This is a genomic window from Novosphingobium sp. B1, from assembly GCF_900176395.1.
GTDB lineage: Bacteria > Pseudomonadota > Alphaproteobacteria > Sphingomonadales > Sphingomonadaceae > Novosphingobium.
This window is the reverse complement of the sequence record NZ_FWXL01000001.1, coordinates 496,354-514,265: the sequence shown is the minus strand read 5'-3', so window position 1 is coordinate 514,265 and position 17,912 is coordinate 496,354. Positions and strand designations below refer to the sequence as shown.

The following is a 17,912-nucleotide window of genomic DNA, read 5'->3' as shown; positions in this document are numbered from 1 at the left end:
TTGGCCATGTGCCCTATCCTGACCTGCGGGCAAAGCAATTAACCTATATGGTTCATTTTGTCAAGGCCAAGCCAATAGGCTCATGCTCCCGGCGAGGAAGTGACGAAGGCTAGCATCAGAACAGGTCCAGCTGGCCGCCGGGACTTGGCTTGCGGAACTGCGAACAATCGAGATCGAGCTGGGCCTTGCCGATGCCGTGCTTGCGACAGGCGATGCGAAAGCGGGTGCGCAGGAGGTCGGCCCAGACACCGTGCGGTTTCATGCGGGTAAAGAATTGCGCGTCGTTGTCCTTGCCCCCGCGCACGGACTGGACGATGGCGATGACCTTGGCGGCACGGTCAGGGAAGTGGGTGTCGAGCCATTCGCGGAACAGCGGGGCGACCTCATGCGGCAGGCGCAGCATGATCCAGCTTGCCGACCGGACGCCGCGCTCAGCCGCGGCCTCGAGGATGCCTTCCATGAATTCATCAGTGATCGACGGGATGACCGGTGCGACCGAGACGTGGGTGGGTACCCCTGCTGCGACGAGCTTCTCCAGTGCCGCCAAGCGCTTTGCCGGACTGCTTGCGCGCGGTTCAAGCAGGCCAGACAGGCGCGGATCGAGGCTGGTAACCGAAATGCCGACTGCCGTCAGATTGTGGCGGGCAAGTTCGGCCAGCAGGTCAAGATCGTCCAGCACGCGGGCGGACTTGGTGGTGATGGTGACCGGGTGGCGCAGTTCGAGGCAGAGTTCGAGCACGTCGCGCGTGATGCGGTAGTGGCCCTCGATCGGCTGATAAGGGTCAGTATTGGTGCCCATGGCGATAGGAGCGGGCATGTAGCCGGGCTTGGCCAGAGTATCGCGCAGGAGCCTGGCTGCTTCGGGTTTGGCAAAGAGTTTCGTCTCGAAGTCCAGACCGGGCGAGAGATCGTGATAAGCGTGGGTGGGCCGCGCATAACAATAGATGCAACCATGCTCGCAGCCTTGATAGCTGTTCACGGAGCGGTCGAAGGGGATGTCCGGCGATGCGTTGAATGACAGGATTGTCTTCGGCTTGAGTCGCGTCACCGTGGTGCGCAGCTTGGGTGGCTCGCCATCCACCATCGACTGCGCGTCCAACCAGTCACCGTCGACCTCTCGCTCGGGCAGGTTAAAGCGCGTGCTCGTTGCGTTCTGAGTGGCGCCTCGACCACGGACCTTCACCATGCAAATACCATTGCACCGGTTGACGGCACCGATAAGCTGTCAACATGTGGTCGATCTTCGCGCTCTCTATGGCAACAGCCGTTCCGCAGGCCGGAGCCGGTATCACGCATAAGAGTGTGACTTACGGTCAGAGGCAGCTCCTGGTTTGCGATTGGTTCTCGAATTTCGAAAGCAGTCGGTTCGATCGTTGCCGAGCGGAAGATGGAAAGCTCGTTGACATCGAGGATGGAGCTTCCATCGAATGCCTCGGGCAGAGCTGCGAGCAGCTTGACGCGCAAGCCAGGCGAGTGGCCAACTGGCACAAAGCTGAACCAGTGTCGGGGGAATTTAGCGTCCGGCTTTATGGTCGCGTAAGTGCTCAGCAGCGTGCGAAGCGATACCTTGGCGATGGCACTCGCACGGTTCTGATCGAAAAACTCGTCAACGTTCAGAAGCGATAGAGCCGCCGCAAACTCGCACGGAATGCCGGGTGAGCGGTTGAAGCTGAAGATCGAGCGGGCGCGTTCTTCGATGGCGGTAGTGTGCGATCTAGGGCCGCGATCGTCGATGTCCTCGGGCGCGTCAAGACAGTATCCATCAGCCTCGCGCGTGGCGAGGCCGAAGCGAATCGGGACATTTGAAGATTGCGCGCCTCTGCCACGGAATGCCATGACAGCATTAGAACATAAGTGGAACGAAGCGGCAAGTAACCGTGCGTGGGCCTACTTTTCTAGCAGCCTCGGCATCAATTCCACGAAGTTGCATGGGCGATTGCGGCTGTCGAGCTGTTCGCTGAGGATGCCGTCCCAACCATCTTTCACCGCGCCGTTGGAGCCGGGCAGGGCGAAGATGTAGGTGCCCCGCGCGACCACGGCGCAGGCGCGAGACTGGATCGTGCTCGTGCCGATGGTCTTGTAGGAAAGCCAGCGGAACAACTCGCCAAAGCCGGGAATATCGCGCGTCTTGACGCGGTCCAGCGCTTCGGGGGTCACGTCGCGCCCGGTGAGGCCGGTGCCGCCGGTGATGACGACGGCGTCGACGCTGCGATCATCGATCCAATTGTTGAGACGGCTGGCGATGCGGTCGGCATCGTCCTTTTCCATGGCGCGAGCGGCGAGCTTGTGCCCCTTGGTCTTGATGCGTTCGGCAAGAATGTCGCCCGATGTATCCTCAGCCGGGCCGCGCGTGTCGGAGACGGTGAGCAGGGCAATGTTGATCGGCTTGAATTCGCGCGAAGTATCAATTGCCACGCGATGCGATCCTGACATTCTCTGCGCCGGACAGGCCGGGGAACTTGGGCCACATGCCCTGGACGAGGCCCATGCGGCTTTCGGACGGGCCGCCGGCCTGCTTCTCGTACATCCAGTAATTGCGCATGACGATCGAAACGTAGCCGCGGGTCTCCCAGTACGGGATCGATTCCATCCAGAGCAAAGGATCGTTGCCGCCACGGATTTCACTGTTCCAGCGACTGATTGGCAGGGGGCCGGCGTTGTAGGCGGCCATGACCTTGGGCAGGAGGCCCTGCGTCGCGTCGGAATCGCGCAATTGCTGCAGATATTGCTGGCCGAAGGCGAGGTTGACGTCGGGCAGGTCAAGCTGGCGGTCGCGTCCGGCCATCTGCGGTTCGACGCGGGCCATGTCCCTGGCAGTACCCGGGCGGACCTGCATCAGGCCCTTGGCGCCTGCCGGGCTGGTAACAGCGGTGCGGAAATTCGATTCCTGCAGTGAATGGGCAAAGAGCAGCGCAGGGTCGACCTTCCAACCGGTGGCCGGGGTCCATTTCGGCGCCGGGAAACGCGCGGCTTCATCGGGCCGAGCGCCTGCGGGAGCATTGTAGGCCATCCACAGTTGCGTGGATGGAAGGCCAAGGTCGCGGGCGAGGCGCGAGAGCGGGGCATATTGGCCCGGAGCGCCAATGCGAGCCTGATGGCGCAGGATTTCGTCGGCAAGACCATCCTCGCCGATTTCGGCAAGCTGGACGGCCGTGCGGATGTTGGGAACGTCGCGCAACTGTTGCCAGTCGTTCTGCGAGAAATCCGGCGCAATCGGCGGAGCGCTCTCGCGCATGCCCAGCGCTTCGGATGCCATCATGCCGTAGAGCGTCTCGCGGAAACGGGCGGCATTTCGCAGGGAAGCAGAGACCTTTTCGGGCTTGCGGCAACGCAGCCAGGCGCGGCTTGCCCAATAGTGCGCGGCAGAGGCGAGTTCGTCGTTCTGGGCCGAGCCGGCGGTCTTTTCGAACGAGTCGGCTGCAGCGAGGCAATCGCCAAGGCGCCAGCTGGCAAGACCAGCGGTCCAATAGGCTTCGGAGACCCATGGGCCGGAGCCATCGGCTGCGGTCAGCGAGAGAGCGCGTGCGGTGGCGTCGTCATTCTCGATGTAGAAGGCCCAGCCCACCTTCTGCCGCCATTCGGCGCGCGCATCGGGCGAGAGCGTTGCATCGACACCATCGAGCAGGACGCGTGCACCGACCGGGTCGTCAAACTTGATCCGGTCCTGGATCGCGGCGGCGACCGAAGCGGGCATCGTGCCATCGTCAATCGAGCGGGGGCGGATGCGCTTCGAGACGTTGGGAAGGCTGACCAGACGCTGTGCCTGTGGCAGGGCGGGAATTTCGGTGGCGCCACGCTTCACCGCGAGGCGGCCCAGTTGCTCGGCCCACGGCAGGTCCGGCGCCTTGGTCAGAACTTCGGTAAGGGGCGCGAGTTCGGCCTTGGGCGAGTTTGCCGCCAGCATGTACTGCGCGCGGGCCACAGTATGGAGCGGACCATCGGTGCGTTGGGCGAGCAAAGACTGGACCTGTAGCCAGTCTTCACGCTCGATCGCGGAAAACAGGCTCTTGTAATAGGAGCGGTCGTCAGCGCTGAGCAGCGAGGGGACGGCAGTCCGATCCGCACGGCCGCGAAAATAATCGACCGCTGCGCTGTTGGCATGGGCCGGAACAGCGGAGATGGCGGCACACGAAGTCGCAAGCGCGAGCAGCGTGAACGTCTTGGCGCGAGCCAGCTTCAAATCGTTTCGGTCCCCGTCCAGTCGAGCCAGCGGCTCCAGAAGCCTGCCTTGAGGGCAGGGCGCTGCAGCATGGCTTCGAGATCCCACGCCGGCAGCGCGGGGATTGGTGGCCCTTCTTGATTAATTGCCCGTAAACTTTGAGCCAAATTCGGCGGGTCGTTGCCGAGAAGCGCCGAAATGCCCGACGCGCCCAGGATCAGCAGCCGTTTGGGTGCGGCCAGCGCAATGTGGTGAAGCAGAACATCGCCCAGACCCGACTCCTTCAGGAGTTGCCAATCGGCCATCGGCACGTGCGCCGGCACTGCCGAGGCGAGATAGGTTGAGGAGCGGTCCAGGCCAAACGCCGCCAGCATCGCATCGAGCAATCTGCCGGCACGTCCGGATAGAAGGGCGTCGCCATCGTCGGCCGACGGCATCGGAGCAAGGATCATCAGGTCCGCGCCTTGCGCGCCGACCGGAGGCAGACGCATGAGGCCTGCGGGGGCCAGCGCAGGTTCGGCAAGCCACCACGGCACGAAGGCTTCAAGCGTCTGCGGCCAATCCGTTTTCGCACCAACCTTGGCGACCTTGGGCGAATCATCGCGCTCTGCCACGAGTTCACGCAATGGCTTCATGGGCGCAGGCTGCGCTGCATCCTTGGGCTTGCGGGCTTCTGCCAGCCAGTCTTGCGGGGCATCGACAAAGGCATGGTCCACGCCCGCATCGCGCCACCAATCGAGCGCAGCCGTAACGGCATCGCGCCAGTGTTGGTTTTCCGCGTTAGCGATATCGGGCAAGCTGTCTTCCCTTCCAGTCCAATTTGCGGTCTTGACCTTGCCAGTGGCCTCTTTCAAGGCACATTCGAAATTCAATCGTGCGTTTAGCAGCAGTCGGGAGATATCGGGGCATGAGCGAACGGGAATCGATGCCGTATGACGTCGTCATCGTTGGCGGAGGACCTGCGGGCCTGGCTGCCTCGATCCGGCTGAAGCAGGTGAACCCGGAAATCTCGGTCTGCATTCTGGAAAAGGGTTCGGAAATCGGCGCGCACATCCTTTCGGGCGCGGTGGTTGATCCCAAGGCGCTGGACGAGCTCCTGCCCGAATGGCGTGAACAGGGTTGCCCGATGGCCGAAGTGCCGGTGACCGACAACTGGCACTGGGTGCTGTCGAAGGGCGGCAAGACTTCGATCCCGCACTGGCCGATGCCTCCGTTCATGTCGAACGATGGCAACTACACCGGCAGCCTTGGCAACCTGTGCCGCTGGCTTTCCGAACAGGCGATGGAACTGGGCGTCGAGATCTTCCCCGGCTTCCCGGCGGCGGAAATCCTGTTCGACGAGAACGGCGCGGTGATGGGTGTCGCCACCGGCGACATGGGCATTGCCAAGGACGGCTCGAAGAAGCCTGATTACCAGCCCGGGATGGAACTCCACGCCAAGTACACGCTGTTCGCCGAAGGCGCGCGCGGGCACCTCACCAAGCGGCTCAAGGCGCACTTCGATCTCGAGCGCGATTGCGAGCCGCAGGTCTATGGCATCGGCATCAAGGAACTGTGGGACATCGATCCCGAAAAGCACGTTCCGGGCCGCGTGATCCACACGCAGGGCTGGCCGCTGTCGGAATCGAATTCGTGGGGCGGCGGGTTCCTGTACCATCAGGCCAACAATCAGGTGGCGCTGGGCTTCGTCACTGCGCTCGATTACGCGAACCCTTACGTCTATCCGTTCGAGGAATTCCAGCGCTGGAAGCAGCACCCGGAAATCCGCGCGATCCTCGAAGGCGGGCGGCGCGTGTCCTACGGCGCGCGCGCGATCAACGAAGGTGGCTGGCAGTCGGTGCCGCGCCTGTCCTTCCCCGGTGGTGCGCTGATCGGCTGCTCGGCGGGCTTCGTCAACGTGCCGCGCATCAAGGGCAGCCATACCGCGATGAAGAGCGGGATGCTGGCCGCCGAGTCCATCGCCTCGGCAATGGCGGCAGGCCGCACGAAGGACGACATGGTCGAGTACGATACGGCCGTGCGCGAAAGCTGGATCGCCAAGGAACTCAAGAAGGTCCAGAATGCGCAGCCGCTGGTTGCCAAGTTCGGCGGCGAGCTGGGCACGGTACTGGCCGGTGCGGACATGTGGCTGCGCACCATCGGCGGCTTCGGCATCTGGAAGCCGATGAAGCACCACCGCGACAGCGAGGCTACGCAGCGCGCTGACCTTTACAAGCCGATTGCGTACCCGAAGCCCGATGGCGTGATCACGTTTGACCGCCTGACCAGCGTCTCGTTCTCGTACACCAACCACGAGGAAGACCAGCCGAGCCACCTCGTGCTGAAGGACCCAACGGTGCCGACGCGGATCAACCTGCCGCTCTATGCAGGCCCCGAGCAGCGCTACTGTCCGGCAGGCGTCTATGAGTACGTCGGCGTGGAAGAAGGCAACCCGCGCCTGCAGATCAACGCCCAGAACTGCGTCCACTGCAAGACCTGCGACATCAAGGACATGACCCAGAACATCGAATGGGTCACGCCGGAAGGCGGGGGCGGGCCGAATTATCCGAATATGTAATTCGGTCGGACACGGATTTCAGGAAGCGCTGGGCTTGCTCCGGCGCTTCTTCCGTTTCAGGGAAGGACATGACCTTGCGAGAGACGGCATACGCCAAGATCAATCTGGCGCTGCACGTGCGGCGGCGGCGCGATGATGGGTATCATGAACTTGAGACGCTGTTTGCCTTCGTGGATGCGGGGGATGAGCTAAGCGCGTCGACCGCGCAGGCGGATTCGCTACGGGTCGTTGGGGAGTTTGGCGGGGCGCTGGACGATCCGTTCGGAAATATCGTGGCCAAGGCCCTGCATTCGTTGCCGCATGGCGCGGGTTGGGCGGTAACGCTGGAGAAGAACCTGCCGGTGGCGGCGGGGCTGGGTGGTGGTTCGGCCGATGCCGGGGCGATCTTCCGGATGGTTCACGACAGCCATGGCTTGCCGGAGGACTGGCATGCGCGGGCGGCGAAGCTGGGGGCCGACGTGCCGGCTTGCGTCGAAAGCGTGGCCTGCATCGGGCGCGGGACCGGGACTGAGCTCGAGCCGATTGCCAACGAGCTGGCAGGCACGCCGGTGCTGCTGGTCAACCCGCGCATTCCGCTCGCCACAGGGCCGGTGTTCAAGGCTTGGGATGGTGTTGATCGCGGGGCGCTGGAAGGTGAGAACCTGCGGCAGATGACTTTGGGCGGGCGCAATGATCTCGAAGCGCCGGCGCTGACGCTGGTGCCGGAAATCGGCGATGTGCTGGCGGCTCTGGCTCGAACTGGCGCGTGGTTGACGCGGATGTCAGGCTCTGGCGCGACGTGTTTTGCGCTTTACGACACGGCAGACCGGAGGGATGCGGCGCAGGCAGCGATGCGTGCTGGATGGTGGTCTCTGGCGGGGGCGTTGCGGTGAGCGAAGCTTACACCATTCTTGGCGAGCCTCGGTTTGGCGGCATCCTTGTTGTGTCGGACCATGCTTCCAATCGCGTGCCTGACGATATCGATCTCGGCATAGCTCCCGAACTGTTGAACGAGCATATCGCGGTTGACATCGGCGTGGCGGAAGTCGGCGCGCTGATGGCGCGAAGGACCGGAATTGCCGCCTTTCAGGGCGGGGTCAGCCGTCTGGTGTGCGATTTCAACCGCGAGGAACATCTGCCGACTGTGGTGCCGATCGCCAGCGATGGCCATGCAATCCCCGGCAATGCGCTCGATCAAGCGGGACATGAGGCGCGGCTGGCGAGGTTTTTCCGGCCTTATCATGACGCGTTGGCTGAGCTTCTGGCCGATGTGCCGCAGGCCCTGATCCTGTCCTTGCACAGCTTCACGCCGCAACTGGCATCGAGCGACGAGCCCCGGCCATGGCACGTTGGCGTGCTCTACAACGAGGACGGGCGCGCCGCGCGGATTGCCATTCCGCTGCTGGAAGCCGAGGGGCTGTGCGTCGGGGATCAGCTGCCCTATTCGGGCAGGCTGCTGAACGCGACGATGAACCGCCATGCCGAGGCCGATGGGCGGCCTTATGTCGGCATCGAGGTGCGTCAGGACCTGATCGGCCATGCTGAAGGCCAGGCCGAATGGGCAGAGCGCCTGGCGCGGATTGCCAATCAGGTTGCGGTTGCAATCAGCTAGGAAATCTGCGGCTTATTGGCTGACATAGTTGTAATTAATACTTTCGACAGCGGCTGATTCCGTGGGCTAGGGAACGATCCCAAGTCGCTCATAAAAACTGATTCCCTGTCCGGAGTTCGCACAATGCCGCCGTATCGTTCACGCACCACCACCCATGGCCGCAACATGGCAGGCGCGCGCGGACTTTGGCGCGCAACGGGAATGAAGGACGAGGATTTCGGCAAGCCGATCATCGCGGTGGTCAATTCGTTCACGCAGTTCGTGCCGGGTCACGTCCACCTCAAGGACCTGGGCCAGATGGTTGCGCGTGAGATCGAGGCTGCAGGCGGCGTTGCCAAGGAATTCAATACCATCGCGGTGGATGACGGCATCGCCATGGGCCACGATGGCATGCTCTATTCGCTGCCGAGCCGCGACCTGATTGCCGATAGCGTCGAGTACATGGTGAACGCCCACTGCGCCGACGCAATGGTCTGCATCTCGAACTGTGACAAGATCACGCCGGGCATGCTGATGGCAGCGATGCGCATCAACATTCCCGTGGTGTTCGTCTCGGGCGGGCCGATGGAAGCGGGCAAGGTCGTGCTCAAGGGCAAGGAACATGCGCTCGATCTGGTCGACGCGATGGTCGCAGCCGCCGACGACACGATGACCGACGAGGAAGTGGCCGCGGTTGAAAGGTCAGCCTGCCCGACCTGCGGTTCGTGCTCGGGCATGTTTACCGCCAATTCGATGAACTGCCTGACCGAGGCTCTGGGCTTGTCGCTGCCGGGCAATGGGTCGACCCTGGCGACCCATGCCGATCGCAAGCGCCTGTTCCTTGAAGCAGGGCGGCTCGCGGTGGACCTGTGCAAGCGCTACTACGAAGAGGACGATGCCAGCGTGCTGCCGCGCTCGATCGCCAGTTTCGATGCGTTCGAGAACGCGGTGTGCCTCGATATCGCGATGGGCGGTTCGACCAATACCGTGCTGCACCTGCTGGCTGCCGCGCACGAGGCTGGTGTCAACTTCACCATGTCAGACATCGACCGGTTGAGCCGCCGTGTGCCGTGCCTGTCGAAGGTCGCTCCGGCCAAGAACGACGTTCACATGGAAGATGTGCACCGCGCTGGCGGCATCTATGCCATCCTGGGCGAACTCGACCGCGCAGGCCTGATCCACACGCATCTCCCCACCGTGCACAGTCGTACACTGGCAGAGGCCCTGGATCGCTGGGACATCAAGCGCACCAATTCGCCGAGCGTCCAGGAATTCTTCAAGGCTGCACCGGGCGGCGTGCCGACGCAGGTTGCGTTCTCGCAGGACCGCCGCTGGGCCGAACTCGACCTTGATCGCGAAAGCGGCGTTATCCGTTCGGCAGACCATGCCTTCAGCAAGGACGGCGGCCTTGCCGTACTCTATGGAAACATCGCGCGCGATGGCTGCATCGTGAAGACGGCGGGCGTGGACGAGAAGATCCACAAGTTCTCGGGCCCGGCGAAGGTCTATGAGAGCCAGGATGCAGCGGTGACGGCGATCCTGACCGGGCAGGTCGTGGCGGGCGACGTTGTGGTGATCCGCTACGAAGGTCCAAAGGGTGGCCCGGGCATGCAGGAAATGCTCTATCCAACGAGCTACCTCAAGTCGAAGGGCCTTGGCGCTGCTTGCGCCTTGTTGACCGACGGGCGTTTCTCGGGCGGCACTTCGGGCCTGTCGATCGGCCATGCCTCGCCGGAAGCGGCCGAGGGCGGCGAGATCGGTCTGGTCGAGGATGGGGACATCATCGAGATCGACATCCCCAACCGCACGATCCATCTGGCGGTAAGTGACGAGGAGCTTTCGCATCGGCGCGCGGCGCAGGATGCCAAGGGGTGGAAGCCTGCGCAGGCACGGCCGCGCCAGATCTCGACCGCGCTCAAGGCTTATGCGGCGATGACGACAAGCGCGGCACGCGGCGCGGTGCGCGATCTCAAGCAACTGGGCATCGACTGATGCGAACGGGGGTCCTCCTTGTGCTGGCATGTGCAGCGCTTGCTGCATGCTCGAAGCCTGAGGAAAAGCCCCAGGGGCGCGTGATCGACTGTGCTCTGGCAGGGGCAGACAAGTTTCTGCCCGATTGTTTCGTGCAGGATTCGCGCGTGGGCAATCAGCGCTTCCTGACAGTGCGCCACAAGGACGGGGCATTTCGCCGCTTCGAAATGGTGGACGATGGCCGCGGTGTCGTAGCCGCCGATGGCGCTGATGCCGCGACCGCACGCTGGTCGGCCGAGGGCGTTCTGGAAGTCACCGTGGCGCAAGACCGCTATCGCTTTCCGGCAAGGATGAAGGACGATGCCCCGCAGCCGTGACGCCGTGCTCTCGCAGGTCCTGACCGTGGCGCAGATGCGCGCTGCCGAAGAGGAACTGATCGCTGCGGGCACGAGCGTCGATGCGCTGATGCAGGTGGCGGGACGCGGTGCTGCCGAGTGGGTGCGGCGGATTGCGGCCGGGGGCTCAGTCACGGTCCTGTGCGGGCCGGGCAACAACGGTGGCGATGGCTGGGTGATCGCCGAAGCTTTGCGCGAACACGGCAATGCGGTTCAGGTGATCGAGGCGCGGCCGCCGGCGACCGGTGCGGCGCGCAAGGCCAAGGCTCTCTATCGTGGGGCGGTGGTTGCCGCTGGAGAAATTGCAGCGGCTGACGTCCTTGTCGACTGCCTCTTCGGTAGCGGGCTGACGCGCGCCTTGCCGGACGATCTTCATGCGATGGTATGTACGCTGGCGGCGCGGCACCGGCATCGCATTGCCATCGATGTGCCGAGCGGGATCGACAGCGACAGTGGCGCGGCTTTGAACGACGCACTGCCGGACTGGTCGCTGACCATTGCGCTGGGGGCGTGGAAGCACGCGCACTTTGCCATGCCCTCGTGCGCCCAAATGGGTGCGTTGAGGCTGGTGGACATCGGTATGGGCAGCGTTGCTGGCGCAGCCCGGTTGCTGCACAAGCCCGTGATCGCGGCACCCGCGGCAGATTCGCACAAGTATCGGCGGGGGATGCTGGGGATTGTGGCGGGCGAGATGCCGGGGGCAGGCTTGCTCGCGGCGACGGCAGCGCTGCGGGCCGGTGCGGGATACGTCAAGATGGCGGCCAGGCTTGCTCCACCTGCCGTCCCGCCCGAACTCGTGGTGACTTCCGACCTCGACGCGATGCTGGCCGATGGACGCACTTCGACCTTGCTGATCGGGCCGGGGCTCGGCCGGTCGGATGAGGCTTCAAGGATGCTGGCAAGAACCCTGCATGCGGGGCGGGCGACAGTGGTGGATGCCGACGCGCTGACGCTGTTGCGTCCTGACATGCTGGCGCAATCACCTTGCGTGCTGACACCGCACGAGGGCGAGATGGCGGCGCTGGAGCGGGCGTTCGGACTTTCCGGCAAGGGCTTGCGACGCGAGCGGGCGCGGGCCCTGGCAGGGTCTTGCGGCGCGGTGGTCGTGCTGAAGGGGCCGGATACGGTGATCGCGGCGCCTTCTGGCGAGGTGGTCGTTGAGCCGCGCGCTCCGACATGGCTTTCGGTGGCGGGGACGGGCGATGTGCTTGCCGGGACCATCGCCAGCCGGCTTGCTACGAATTGCCGGGGCTTGGAGCAAGCCTTGCGCGCAGCGGAGGAAGGCCTATGGCTCCACGGCGAGGCGGCGCGGCTGTGCGGGCCTGCGTTTACGGCCGGCGAACTGGCGCGAGCCGTGCAGACGGCGTTGAAGGAATGTCTTGAATGAGTGAAGCTGGTCTGATCGTGCGTGTTGCCGCAAAGGGGGAAGGCGCAACGGCAGACGGCAGGTATGCGGCGCTGGCAGCACCGGGCGACGTACTGCAGGCTGACGGCACCCTTGTTCACGGCCCAAATCACGCCAGCCCGCCGTGCCGGCACTTTCCTGCCTGCGGCGGATGCCACTTGCAGCATCTGACAGAAAGCGCGCTGGCGGACTACGTACACGATCGTGTCGTCGGTGCGGCGAAAGGGCAGGGCATCGAGGATGCGGAGGCCAGAGCGGCGCACATCTCGCCGCCGCGCACGCGCCGCAGAGCGACCCTGCATGCCCAGGCGATCGGCAAGCGCGTGGTGGTCGGCTTTCGCGAGCAGGGCTCGCACAAGATCGTCGACATGCGCGAGTGCCATGTGCTGGCGCCGGAACTCTTCGCGCTGGTGGGGCCGCTGCGTGCGCTGCTTGAAACGTGGGGCGATCGCAAGCTCGCGGTCGATATCGAACTGACACTCGCCGATCAGGGCGTATCGGTCGGTCTCAAGGGATTGAGTGCCGAGGGCCTTGCCAAGACCGAAGCCCTGCTCGACTTCGCGCGCGACAATGCGCTGGCGCGGTTGACGATGGATTCGGGATATGGCGCGGAAGGCGTTTGGGAGCCGGAGCCGGTGACCGTGACGCTGGGCGGTACGCCCGTCTCATTGCCGCCCGGTGCCTTCCTTCAAGCAACCACCGACGGTGAAGCCGCGCTGGTGGACGCGGCGCGCGAATGGCTGGCTGGCGCGGCGACGGTTGCCGACCTCTTTTCAGGGCTTGGCACCTTCGCTTTTGCGCTCGCCGGGCCAAGGACCAAGGTGCTGGCCGCCGAAGCGGCGCGCGATGCGCACCTTGCGTGTCAGGCCGCCGCGCGAATGAACGGCAGGCCCGTGCATCCGCTGCACCGTGACCTGTTCCGCAATCCCTTGCGCGTGGAAGAGCTGGATCGCTTTGCGGCGGTAGTGCTCGATCCGCCGCGCGCCGGCGCGCAGGACCAGGTAGAGCAGATCGCGCTGAGCAAGGTGGCGCGCGTGGTCTATATAAGCTGCAACCCCGCGAGCTGGGCGCGCGATGCGGTCAAGCTGATTGCGAGCGGATACAGGCTGGCGGAGCTTCGGCCCGTGGGCCAGTTCCGCTGGTCGACCCACGTCGAGCTCGCCAGCCTGTTCGTCCGAGATTAGGTCACGCGCCGAAGACGATTTTTGCCGCGTGGCAGATCAGCGCCATCAGCGCGATGCTTGACAGCGTGAATAGCAGGAAGCGCACGGTGACCTTGTTTACCAATGCCTGAACCAGTGAATGCGCGACGCGCAAACCGACATAGGCCCACGCCACTGTTGCGCTGGTGCCATTGCCGGCGCCGACAACAGCGATGACCAGACAGACCGCGTAGAACAGCGTCGGCGCTTCGTGCAGGTGGTTGTAATTGTGGGCCTTCCACTGGACGCTGGCGGGCAGCAGATCGTCTAGCGTCTTGGTGGGATCTCTCGCGAGGCTGTCGGGATCGAGCTTTGCCGCGTTCATCGCCGGTATGCGGGTGACATACATCCACAGCCACATGACCATGGTCCAGGCCATCAGGGCGACCGCAGGTTGCAGGATATGGGCAATCTTCATCGGCGTTTCCCCCTCTTCTTCAAGTCGTCAGCCGTGGCCCATGGTCGCTCCCAGGGCGCGCAGGGCCAGCCCCGTCAGGCACAGTGTTGACAGCAGGAACAGGCTGAAGCGCACGGGCACGCGGTTGACCGTCGACTGCCAGATCGAGTGGATGATGCGCAGGACGACGTAGCCCCAAGCCAGCATCACATCGAGCGAGGCCGCGCCCATGATCGCGAGGATCATGACTGTCGCATAGAACAGCGTCGGCTGTTCCATCAGGTGGCTGTAATTGTGCGCCTTCCAGTTGATCTCGTCAGGCAGCACGCCTTCGAGATCCTGTCCGCGCCCGCCGGGCTTGGCCTTGCCAAGTCCACCCATTTTCGTCAGCGCCGGTAGCCGTGTGCCTGCCATCCAGAACAGCATGACGATCGACCACAGCACAAGCACGGCCGCGGGCGTAAGGATTTGTACCTGCATCTTCAGATCTCCCCCGAGAATTGCCGGGAGAGTGCGGGGTGTGAGTTAGATTGTCAAATGCAACTTATCCCTCGTGCGCAATCACTTGGGCAAAGGCAGCGGGATCGACGTTACCGCCTGACAGGATCACGGCGGTGCAGCCATCGGCCTCGATCCTTTCTGCCAGCAATGCGGCAAGGCCCACTGCTCCGCCAGGTTCGACCACCAGCCTCAGCTTGCTGAAGGCATAGCGCTGCGCGGCGCGCACTTCGGCTTCGGTCACGCTCAAGCCCTTCAGGCCGCGCGAAGACAGGACAGCGAAGTTGATCGGGAAAGTGACAGGGGTCTGCAGCGCGTCGCATGCGGTGCGAGGGGCATCGCGGGGCACTCGCTGGATCACGCCACTGGCAAGGCTGCGGGCGACGTCGTCCCAGCCTTCCGGTTCAACGGGCACGATTTCGGCGTGGGGCAGGGCGAGAGCGAGACCAGCGGCAAGGCCGCCACCGCCGCACGGCGTGACCACGCGGGTTGGTCCGCCGTCGGCGAAGCACTCCATCTGCCTTTCGAGTTCGATCCCGGCGCTGCCCTGTCCCTCGATGACCCACGGATCGCCGTAGGCATGGACCAGTGTAGCCCCGCTCCTCGCCACGAGATCGGCGGCAACGGCATCGCGGTCCTCGCCGCCCGGACGGTCATAGAGCACGACATCTGCGCCGAGTTCGCGCGTGGCGGCAAGTTTCACCTGTGGCGCATCGTTGGGCATCACGATCCGGGCCGCGATGCCGAGCCTGCGCGCCGCCCAGGCCACGCCTTGCGCGTGGTTGCCGCTGGATACGGCGATGACGCCGCGGCCGCGCTCTTCCTCGGTCAGGTCAGACAGCCGGTGCCAGGCGCCGCGAATCTTGAACGCGCCGACGGGCTGGAGGCTTTCGGCCTTGCACCAAACGGTGGCGCCGTTCGGCAGTTCGAGAGGAAGCAGCGGCGTCTGCGGCAGAAGCTGCGTCATCTTCTCCGCAGCGCGCAGGACGCCTTCGCGAGTGGGGGCGCGGGTTTGCACGGAAGGACGTGGGCCAACATCGGGACTTGGGTTTGTCATGGCTCTACTCTAAAGGCGCTTGCCATGAATGTCCCGCGCGTTCGGCCCAAAGGGCCTGGAACGTGCCGGGGCAACAGGCATTTGGAGTTACCATGGCAAAAGTTCTCGTCATCGGCGCTGGCGGCGTCGGCTCGGTCGCGGTCCACAAGATGGCGATGAATTCGGATATCTTTACCGGCATCGCGCTGGCCAGCCGCACGAAAGCCAAGTGCGATGCCATTGCCGCTTCGGTCAAGGAGCGCACTGGCGTTTCCATCGACACCTTCCAGATCGACGCGGATGACGTTGCCGCGACGACGGCGCTGATCAACGAGGTCAAGCCCGTGCTGGTGGTCAACCTTGCACTGCCGTACCAGGACCTCAACATCATGGACGCCTGCCTTGCTGCCGGCGTCAACTACATGGACACCGCAAACTACGAGCCGATCGACGAGGCCAAGTTCGAGTATTCATGGCAGTGGGCCTATCAGGACAAGTTCAAGCAGGCTGGCCTGATGGCGCTGCTGGGTTCGGGCTTCGATCCGGGCGTGACCAGCGTCTTCGCCACATGGCTCAAGAAGCACAAGCTCGACACGATCCGCACTCTCGACATTCTCGATTGCAACGGCGGCGATCACGGCCAGCACTTTGCCACCAACTTCAACCCGGAAATCAACATCCGCGAAGTGACGGCGCCTGCGCGTCATTACCTGAACGGCGAGTGGGTCGAGACGCCGGCGCTGACCATCCGCCAGCAGTTCGACTTCGAGGAAGTCGGCCCGAAGAACATGTATCTGATGTACCACGAGGAGCTCGAAAGCCTCGCGCATCATCTGCCCGAGATCGAGCGCATCCGCTTCTGGATGACCTTCGGCGATGCCTATATCACGCACCTCACCGTGCTGCAGAACGTGGGCATGACGCGGATCGACCCCGTAATTTACGAGGGCAAGGAGATCATCCCGCTGCAGTTCCTCAAGGCCGTGCTGCCCGAACCCGCATCGCTTGGACCCACGACCAAGGGCAAGACCAACATCGGCGACATCGCCACGGGCACGAAGGACGGTGAGGAAAAGACCTTCTACATCTACAATATCTGCGACCACGAGGATGCCTATCGCGAGACCGGCAACCAGGCGGTGAGCTACACCACCGGCGTTCCGGCGATGATCGGCGCGGCGATGATGGTTCAGGGCATCTGGTCCGGAGAGGGCGTGTTCAACATGGAACAGTTCGATCCCGATCCCTACATGGACATGCTGAACAAGCATGGACTGCCGTGGCAGGTGAAGGAACTGGCGGGTCCGCTGGCGTTCTGAGCCAACGGCATTGGGTCCCCGCGAAGGCGGGGACCTTACAACGCTTCGATTTGTGCTTTGCGGCACGTTTGTTGACGAGGTGCCTGTCGGCACATCTGTCGATAAGGTGCCTGTCGGCACATCCGTAGATGAAGTGCCTGACGGCACTGGGCCCCCGCCTGCGCGGGGGTGTTTGTTTCAAGGTGAGGGCTGAGCATGGAAACCAGAGCGGGCGATCCGGGCGCGTTTGCGCAGTTTGACCTGAACCGTGTCGACAGCCCTGCCTTCGTGGTCGACGCTGCGAAGTTGCGGGCCAATCTGTCTGCGCTGGCCAATGTGCGTGACCGTGCCGGGATCAAGGTCCTGGCGGCACTCAAGGCATTCTCGATGTGGAAGGTGGCGCCGATCGTCGGGGAATATCTCGACGGGGTATGCACCTCCGGCCTGTGGGAAGCGAAGCTGGCGGCCGAGCATTACTCGGGCGAGATCGCGACCTATTGTGCGGCCTACAAGGCCGAGGACATGGGCGAGATCCTGCGGCTTTCGGACCATGTGATCTTCAATTCGCCGGGGCAGCATGCGCGCTTTGGCGGGGAGATTGCGGCGGCGAAGGCTGCGGGCGAGGCGTTCGATATTGGCCTGCGGATCAATCCGCTTCATGCCGAGGGCGAGGTGCCGCGCTATGATCCTTGCGCGCCGCATTCGCGGCTGGGCTTTCCGGTGGACCAGTTGCTGCCCGAGCACCTCGAAGGGGTTTCGGGCCTGCACTTCCACACGCTGTGCGAGCAGGATTTCGAACCGCTCAAGCGCACGTGGCAGGCGCTTGAAGCGCGGATCGCGCCGTATTTCGGACAGCTCAAGTGGCTCAACTTCGGCGGCGGGCATCACATCACCCGGGCCGACTACCAGCGCGAGGACCTGATCGCCTTCCTGCGCGATGTGAAGGCGCGGACGGGTTGCGAGATCTACCTGGAGCCGGGTGAGGCGGTGGCGCTCGACGCGGGCATACTGGTCGGCACTGTGCTGGACACGCACTGGAACGGGATGCAGCTTGGCATCACCGACATTTCGGCCACATGTCACATGCCCGATGTGATCGAGGCGCCTTACCGTCCTGCCATGCTGGGCGAGCTGCCGATCGACGAGTATGAAGATGGCGGCGAGGGTGGGGCTCCGGTGCGTCTGGGCGGGCCTTCGTGCCTCGCCGGCGATGTGATCGGCGATTATCGGCTGCCGAACGGTGCAGGACCGGGCACCCGTTTCGCTTTCCTCGATCAGGCCCATTACTCGATGGTCAAGACCACGACCTTCAACGGCGTGCCGCTGCCCTCGATCTGGCTGTGGGACAGCGCGACCGATGCTCTGGAGAAGGTCAAGGGTTTCACTTACGAGGACTTCCGCGACCGCCTTTCCTGAGGCATGCT

The 17,912-nt window shown here is 63.9% G+C and carries 17 protein-coding genes; 9 read left to right on the top strand and 8 right to left on the bottom strand.

Features of this window, described 5'->3' with window-relative positions:
* Positions 1–115: 115 nt before the first annotated feature.
* The 5 genes from B9A23_RS02450 to B9A23_RS02430 are packed head-to-tail and all read right to left on the bottom strand — an operon-like array spanning position 116 to position 4,956.
* The gene (locus B9A23_RS02450; RefSeq protein WP_084277245.1) at positions 116–1,186 is read right to left on the bottom strand and encodes a PA0069 family radical SAM protein; all 1,071 of its coding nucleotides are present in this window, start codon (positions 1,184–1,186) and stop codon (positions 116–118) included.
* Positions 1,180–1,836 (bottom strand): hypothetical protein, encoded by a 657-nt coding sequence (locus B9A23_RS02445; protein ID WP_084277244.1) that lies wholly within the window; start codon positions 1,834–1,836, stop codon positions 1,180–1,182. Before B9A23_RS02445 ends, B9A23_RS02450 begins: the two co-directional genes overlap by 7 nt.
* Before the next feature lie 51 nt (positions 1,837–1,887).
* Positions 1,888–2,415: a molybdenum cofactor biosynthesis protein B gene (moaB, locus tag B9A23_RS02440; RefSeq protein ID WP_084277507.1), complete on the bottom strand. Its 528-nt coding sequence runs from the start codon at positions 2,413–2,415 to the stop codon at positions 1,888–1,890.
* The gene (locus B9A23_RS02435) at positions 2,405–4,180 is read right to left on the bottom strand and encodes a lytic transglycosylase domain-containing protein (RefSeq protein WP_084277243.1); all 1,776 of its coding nucleotides are present in this window, start codon (positions 4,178–4,180) and stop codon (positions 2,405–2,407) included. Before B9A23_RS02435 ends, moaB begins: the two co-directional genes overlap by 11 nt.
* Positions 4,177–4,956, bottom strand: coding sequence for a uracil-DNA glycosylase family protein (locus B9A23_RS02430; RefSeq protein WP_084277506.1), 780 nt, complete (start codon positions 4,954–4,956; stop codon positions 4,177–4,179). Before B9A23_RS02430 ends, B9A23_RS02435 begins: the two co-directional genes overlap by 4 nt.
* Positions 4,957–5,066: 110 nt before the next feature.
* On the opposite strand from B9A23_RS02430, the gene B9A23_RS02425 reads away from it, so the two are divergent.
* From B9A23_RS02425 to B9A23_RS02395, 7 genes are all read left to right on the top strand, one after another.
* Positions 5,067–6,716: an electron transfer flavoprotein-ubiquinone oxidoreductase gene (locus B9A23_RS02425; protein ID WP_084277242.1), complete on the top strand. Its 1,650-nt coding sequence runs from the start codon at positions 5,067–5,069 to the stop codon at positions 6,714–6,716.
* 68 nt (positions 6,717–6,784) lie between these two features.
* Positions 6,785–7,588, top strand: a complete 804-nt coding sequence (locus B9A23_RS02420; protein ID WP_084277241.1) for a 4-(cytidine 5'-diphospho)-2-C-methyl-D-erythritol kinase — start codon at positions 6,785–6,787, stop codon at positions 7,586–7,588.
* Positions 7,585–8,307, top strand: coding sequence for an N-formylglutamate amidohydrolase (locus B9A23_RS02415; protein ID WP_254894926.1), 723 nt, complete (start codon positions 7,585–7,587; stop codon positions 8,305–8,307). Before B9A23_RS02420 ends, B9A23_RS02415 begins: the two co-directional genes overlap by 4 nt.
* 123 nt (positions 8,308–8,430) lie before the next feature.
* The gene (ilvD, locus tag B9A23_RS02410) at positions 8,431–10,278 is read left to right on the top strand and encodes a dihydroxy-acid dehydratase (protein ID WP_084277239.1); all 1,848 of its coding nucleotides are present in this window, start codon (positions 8,431–8,433) and stop codon (positions 10,276–10,278) included.
* Complete coding sequence (locus B9A23_RS02405) at positions 10,278–10,634, top strand: hypothetical protein (protein WP_084277238.1); 357 nt, start codon at positions 10,278–10,280, stop codon at positions 10,632–10,634. Before ilvD ends, B9A23_RS02405 begins: the two co-directional genes overlap by 1 nt.
* Positions 10,618–12,039 (top strand): NAD(P)H-hydrate dehydratase, encoded by a 1,422-nt coding sequence (locus tag B9A23_RS02400; RefSeq protein ID WP_084277237.1) that lies wholly within the window; start codon positions 10,618–10,620, stop codon positions 12,037–12,039. Before B9A23_RS02405 ends, B9A23_RS02400 begins: the two co-directional genes overlap by 17 nt.
* Positions 12,036–13,241, top strand: a complete 1,206-nt coding sequence (locus tag B9A23_RS02395) for a class I SAM-dependent RNA methyltransferase (protein WP_084277236.1) — start codon at positions 12,036–12,038, stop codon at positions 13,239–13,241. The genes B9A23_RS02400 and B9A23_RS02395 overlap by 4 nt, the downstream gene beginning before the upstream one ends.
* Position 13,242: 1 nt before the next feature.
* On the opposite strand, the gene B9A23_RS02390 is transcribed toward B9A23_RS02395, so the two are convergent.
* The 3 genes from B9A23_RS02390 to B9A23_RS02380 form a co-directional block, all read right to left on the bottom strand.
* Entirely contained in the window at positions 13,243–13,677 is a 435-nt protein-coding gene (locus tag B9A23_RS02390; RefSeq protein WP_084277235.1) for an MAPEG family protein, read from the bottom strand.
* Between the two features lie 27 nt (positions 13,678–13,704).
* Positions 13,705–14,136, bottom strand: a complete 432-nt coding sequence (locus B9A23_RS02385) for an MAPEG family protein (RefSeq protein WP_084277234.1) — start codon at positions 14,134–14,136, stop codon at positions 13,705–13,707.
* A 64-nt stretch (positions 14,137–14,200) separates the two neighbouring features.
* Positions 14,201–15,211 carry a threonine ammonia-lyase gene (locus tag B9A23_RS02380; RefSeq protein ID WP_084277233.1) on the bottom strand — a complete coding sequence of 337 codons (1,011 nt, stop codon included), beginning with the start codon at positions 15,209–15,211 and terminating at the stop codon, positions 14,201–14,203.
* A 92-nt stretch (positions 15,212–15,303) separates the two neighbouring features.
* Between B9A23_RS02380 and B9A23_RS02375 the strand changes: the two genes are divergently transcribed.
* Positions 15,304–16,509, top strand: a complete 1,206-nt coding sequence (locus B9A23_RS02375; RefSeq protein ID WP_084277232.1) for a saccharopine dehydrogenase family protein — start codon at positions 15,304–15,306, stop codon at positions 16,507–16,509.
* 195 nt (positions 16,510–16,704) lie between these two features.
* The gene (locus B9A23_RS02370; RefSeq protein ID WP_084277231.1) at positions 16,705–17,904 is read left to right on the top strand and encodes a carboxynorspermidine decarboxylase; all 1,200 of its coding nucleotides are present in this window, start codon (positions 16,705–16,707) and stop codon (positions 17,902–17,904) included.
* Positions 17,905–17,912: the final 8 nt, after the last annotated feature.

Excerpts from the sequence above, each read along its gene's own strand:
- B9A23_RS02425 (WP_084277242.1), top strand. The coding sequence starts at position 5,067 with ATGAGCGAACGGGAATCGATGCCGTATGACGTCGTCATCGTTGGCGGA.
- B9A23_RS02390 (WP_084277235.1), bottom strand. The coding sequence starts at position 13,677 with ATGAAGATTGCCCATATCCTGCAACCTGCGGTCGCCCTGATGGCCTGG.
- B9A23_RS02400 (WP_084277237.1), top strand. The coding sequence starts at position 10,618 with ATGCCCCGCAGCCGTGACGCCGTGCTCTCGCAGGTCCTGACCGTGGCG.
- ilvD (WP_084277239.1), top strand. The coding sequence starts at position 8,431 with ATGCCGCCGTATCGTTCACGCACCACCACCCATGGCCGCAACATGGCA.
- B9A23_RS02385 (WP_084277234.1), bottom strand. The coding sequence starts at position 14,136 with ATGCAGGTACAAATCCTTACGCCCGCGGCCGTGCTTGTGCTGTGGTCG.
- B9A23_RS02395 (WP_084277236.1), top strand. The coding sequence starts at position 12,036 with ATGAGTGAAGCTGGTCTGATCGTGCGTGTTGCCGCAAAGGGGGAAGGC.
- B9A23_RS02450 (WP_084277245.1), bottom strand. The coding sequence starts at position 1,186 with ATGGTGAAGGTCCGTGGTCGAGGCGCCACTCAGAACGCAACGAGCACG.
- B9A23_RS02370 (WP_084277231.1), top strand. The coding sequence starts at position 16,705 with ATGGAAACCAGAGCGGGCGATCCGGGCGCGTTTGCGCAGTTTGACCTG.
- B9A23_RS02380 (WP_084277233.1), bottom strand. The coding sequence starts at position 15,211 with ATGACAAACCCAAGTCCCGATGTTGGCCCACGTCCTTCCGTGCAAACC.
- B9A23_RS02375 (WP_084277232.1), top strand. The coding sequence starts at position 15,304 with ATGGCAAAAGTTCTCGTCATCGGCGCTGGCGGCGTCGGCTCGGTCGCG.
- B9A23_RS02445 (WP_084277244.1), bottom strand. The coding sequence starts at position 1,836 with ATGGCATTCCGTGGCAGAGGCGCGCAATCTTCAAATGTCCCGATTCGC.
- B9A23_RS02420 (WP_084277241.1), top strand. The coding sequence starts at position 6,785 with ATGACCTTGCGAGAGACGGCATACGCCAAGATCAATCTGGCGCTGCAC.
- B9A23_RS02405 (WP_084277238.1), top strand. The coding sequence starts at position 10,278 with ATGCGAACGGGGGTCCTCCTTGTGCTGGCATGTGCAGCGCTTGCTGCA.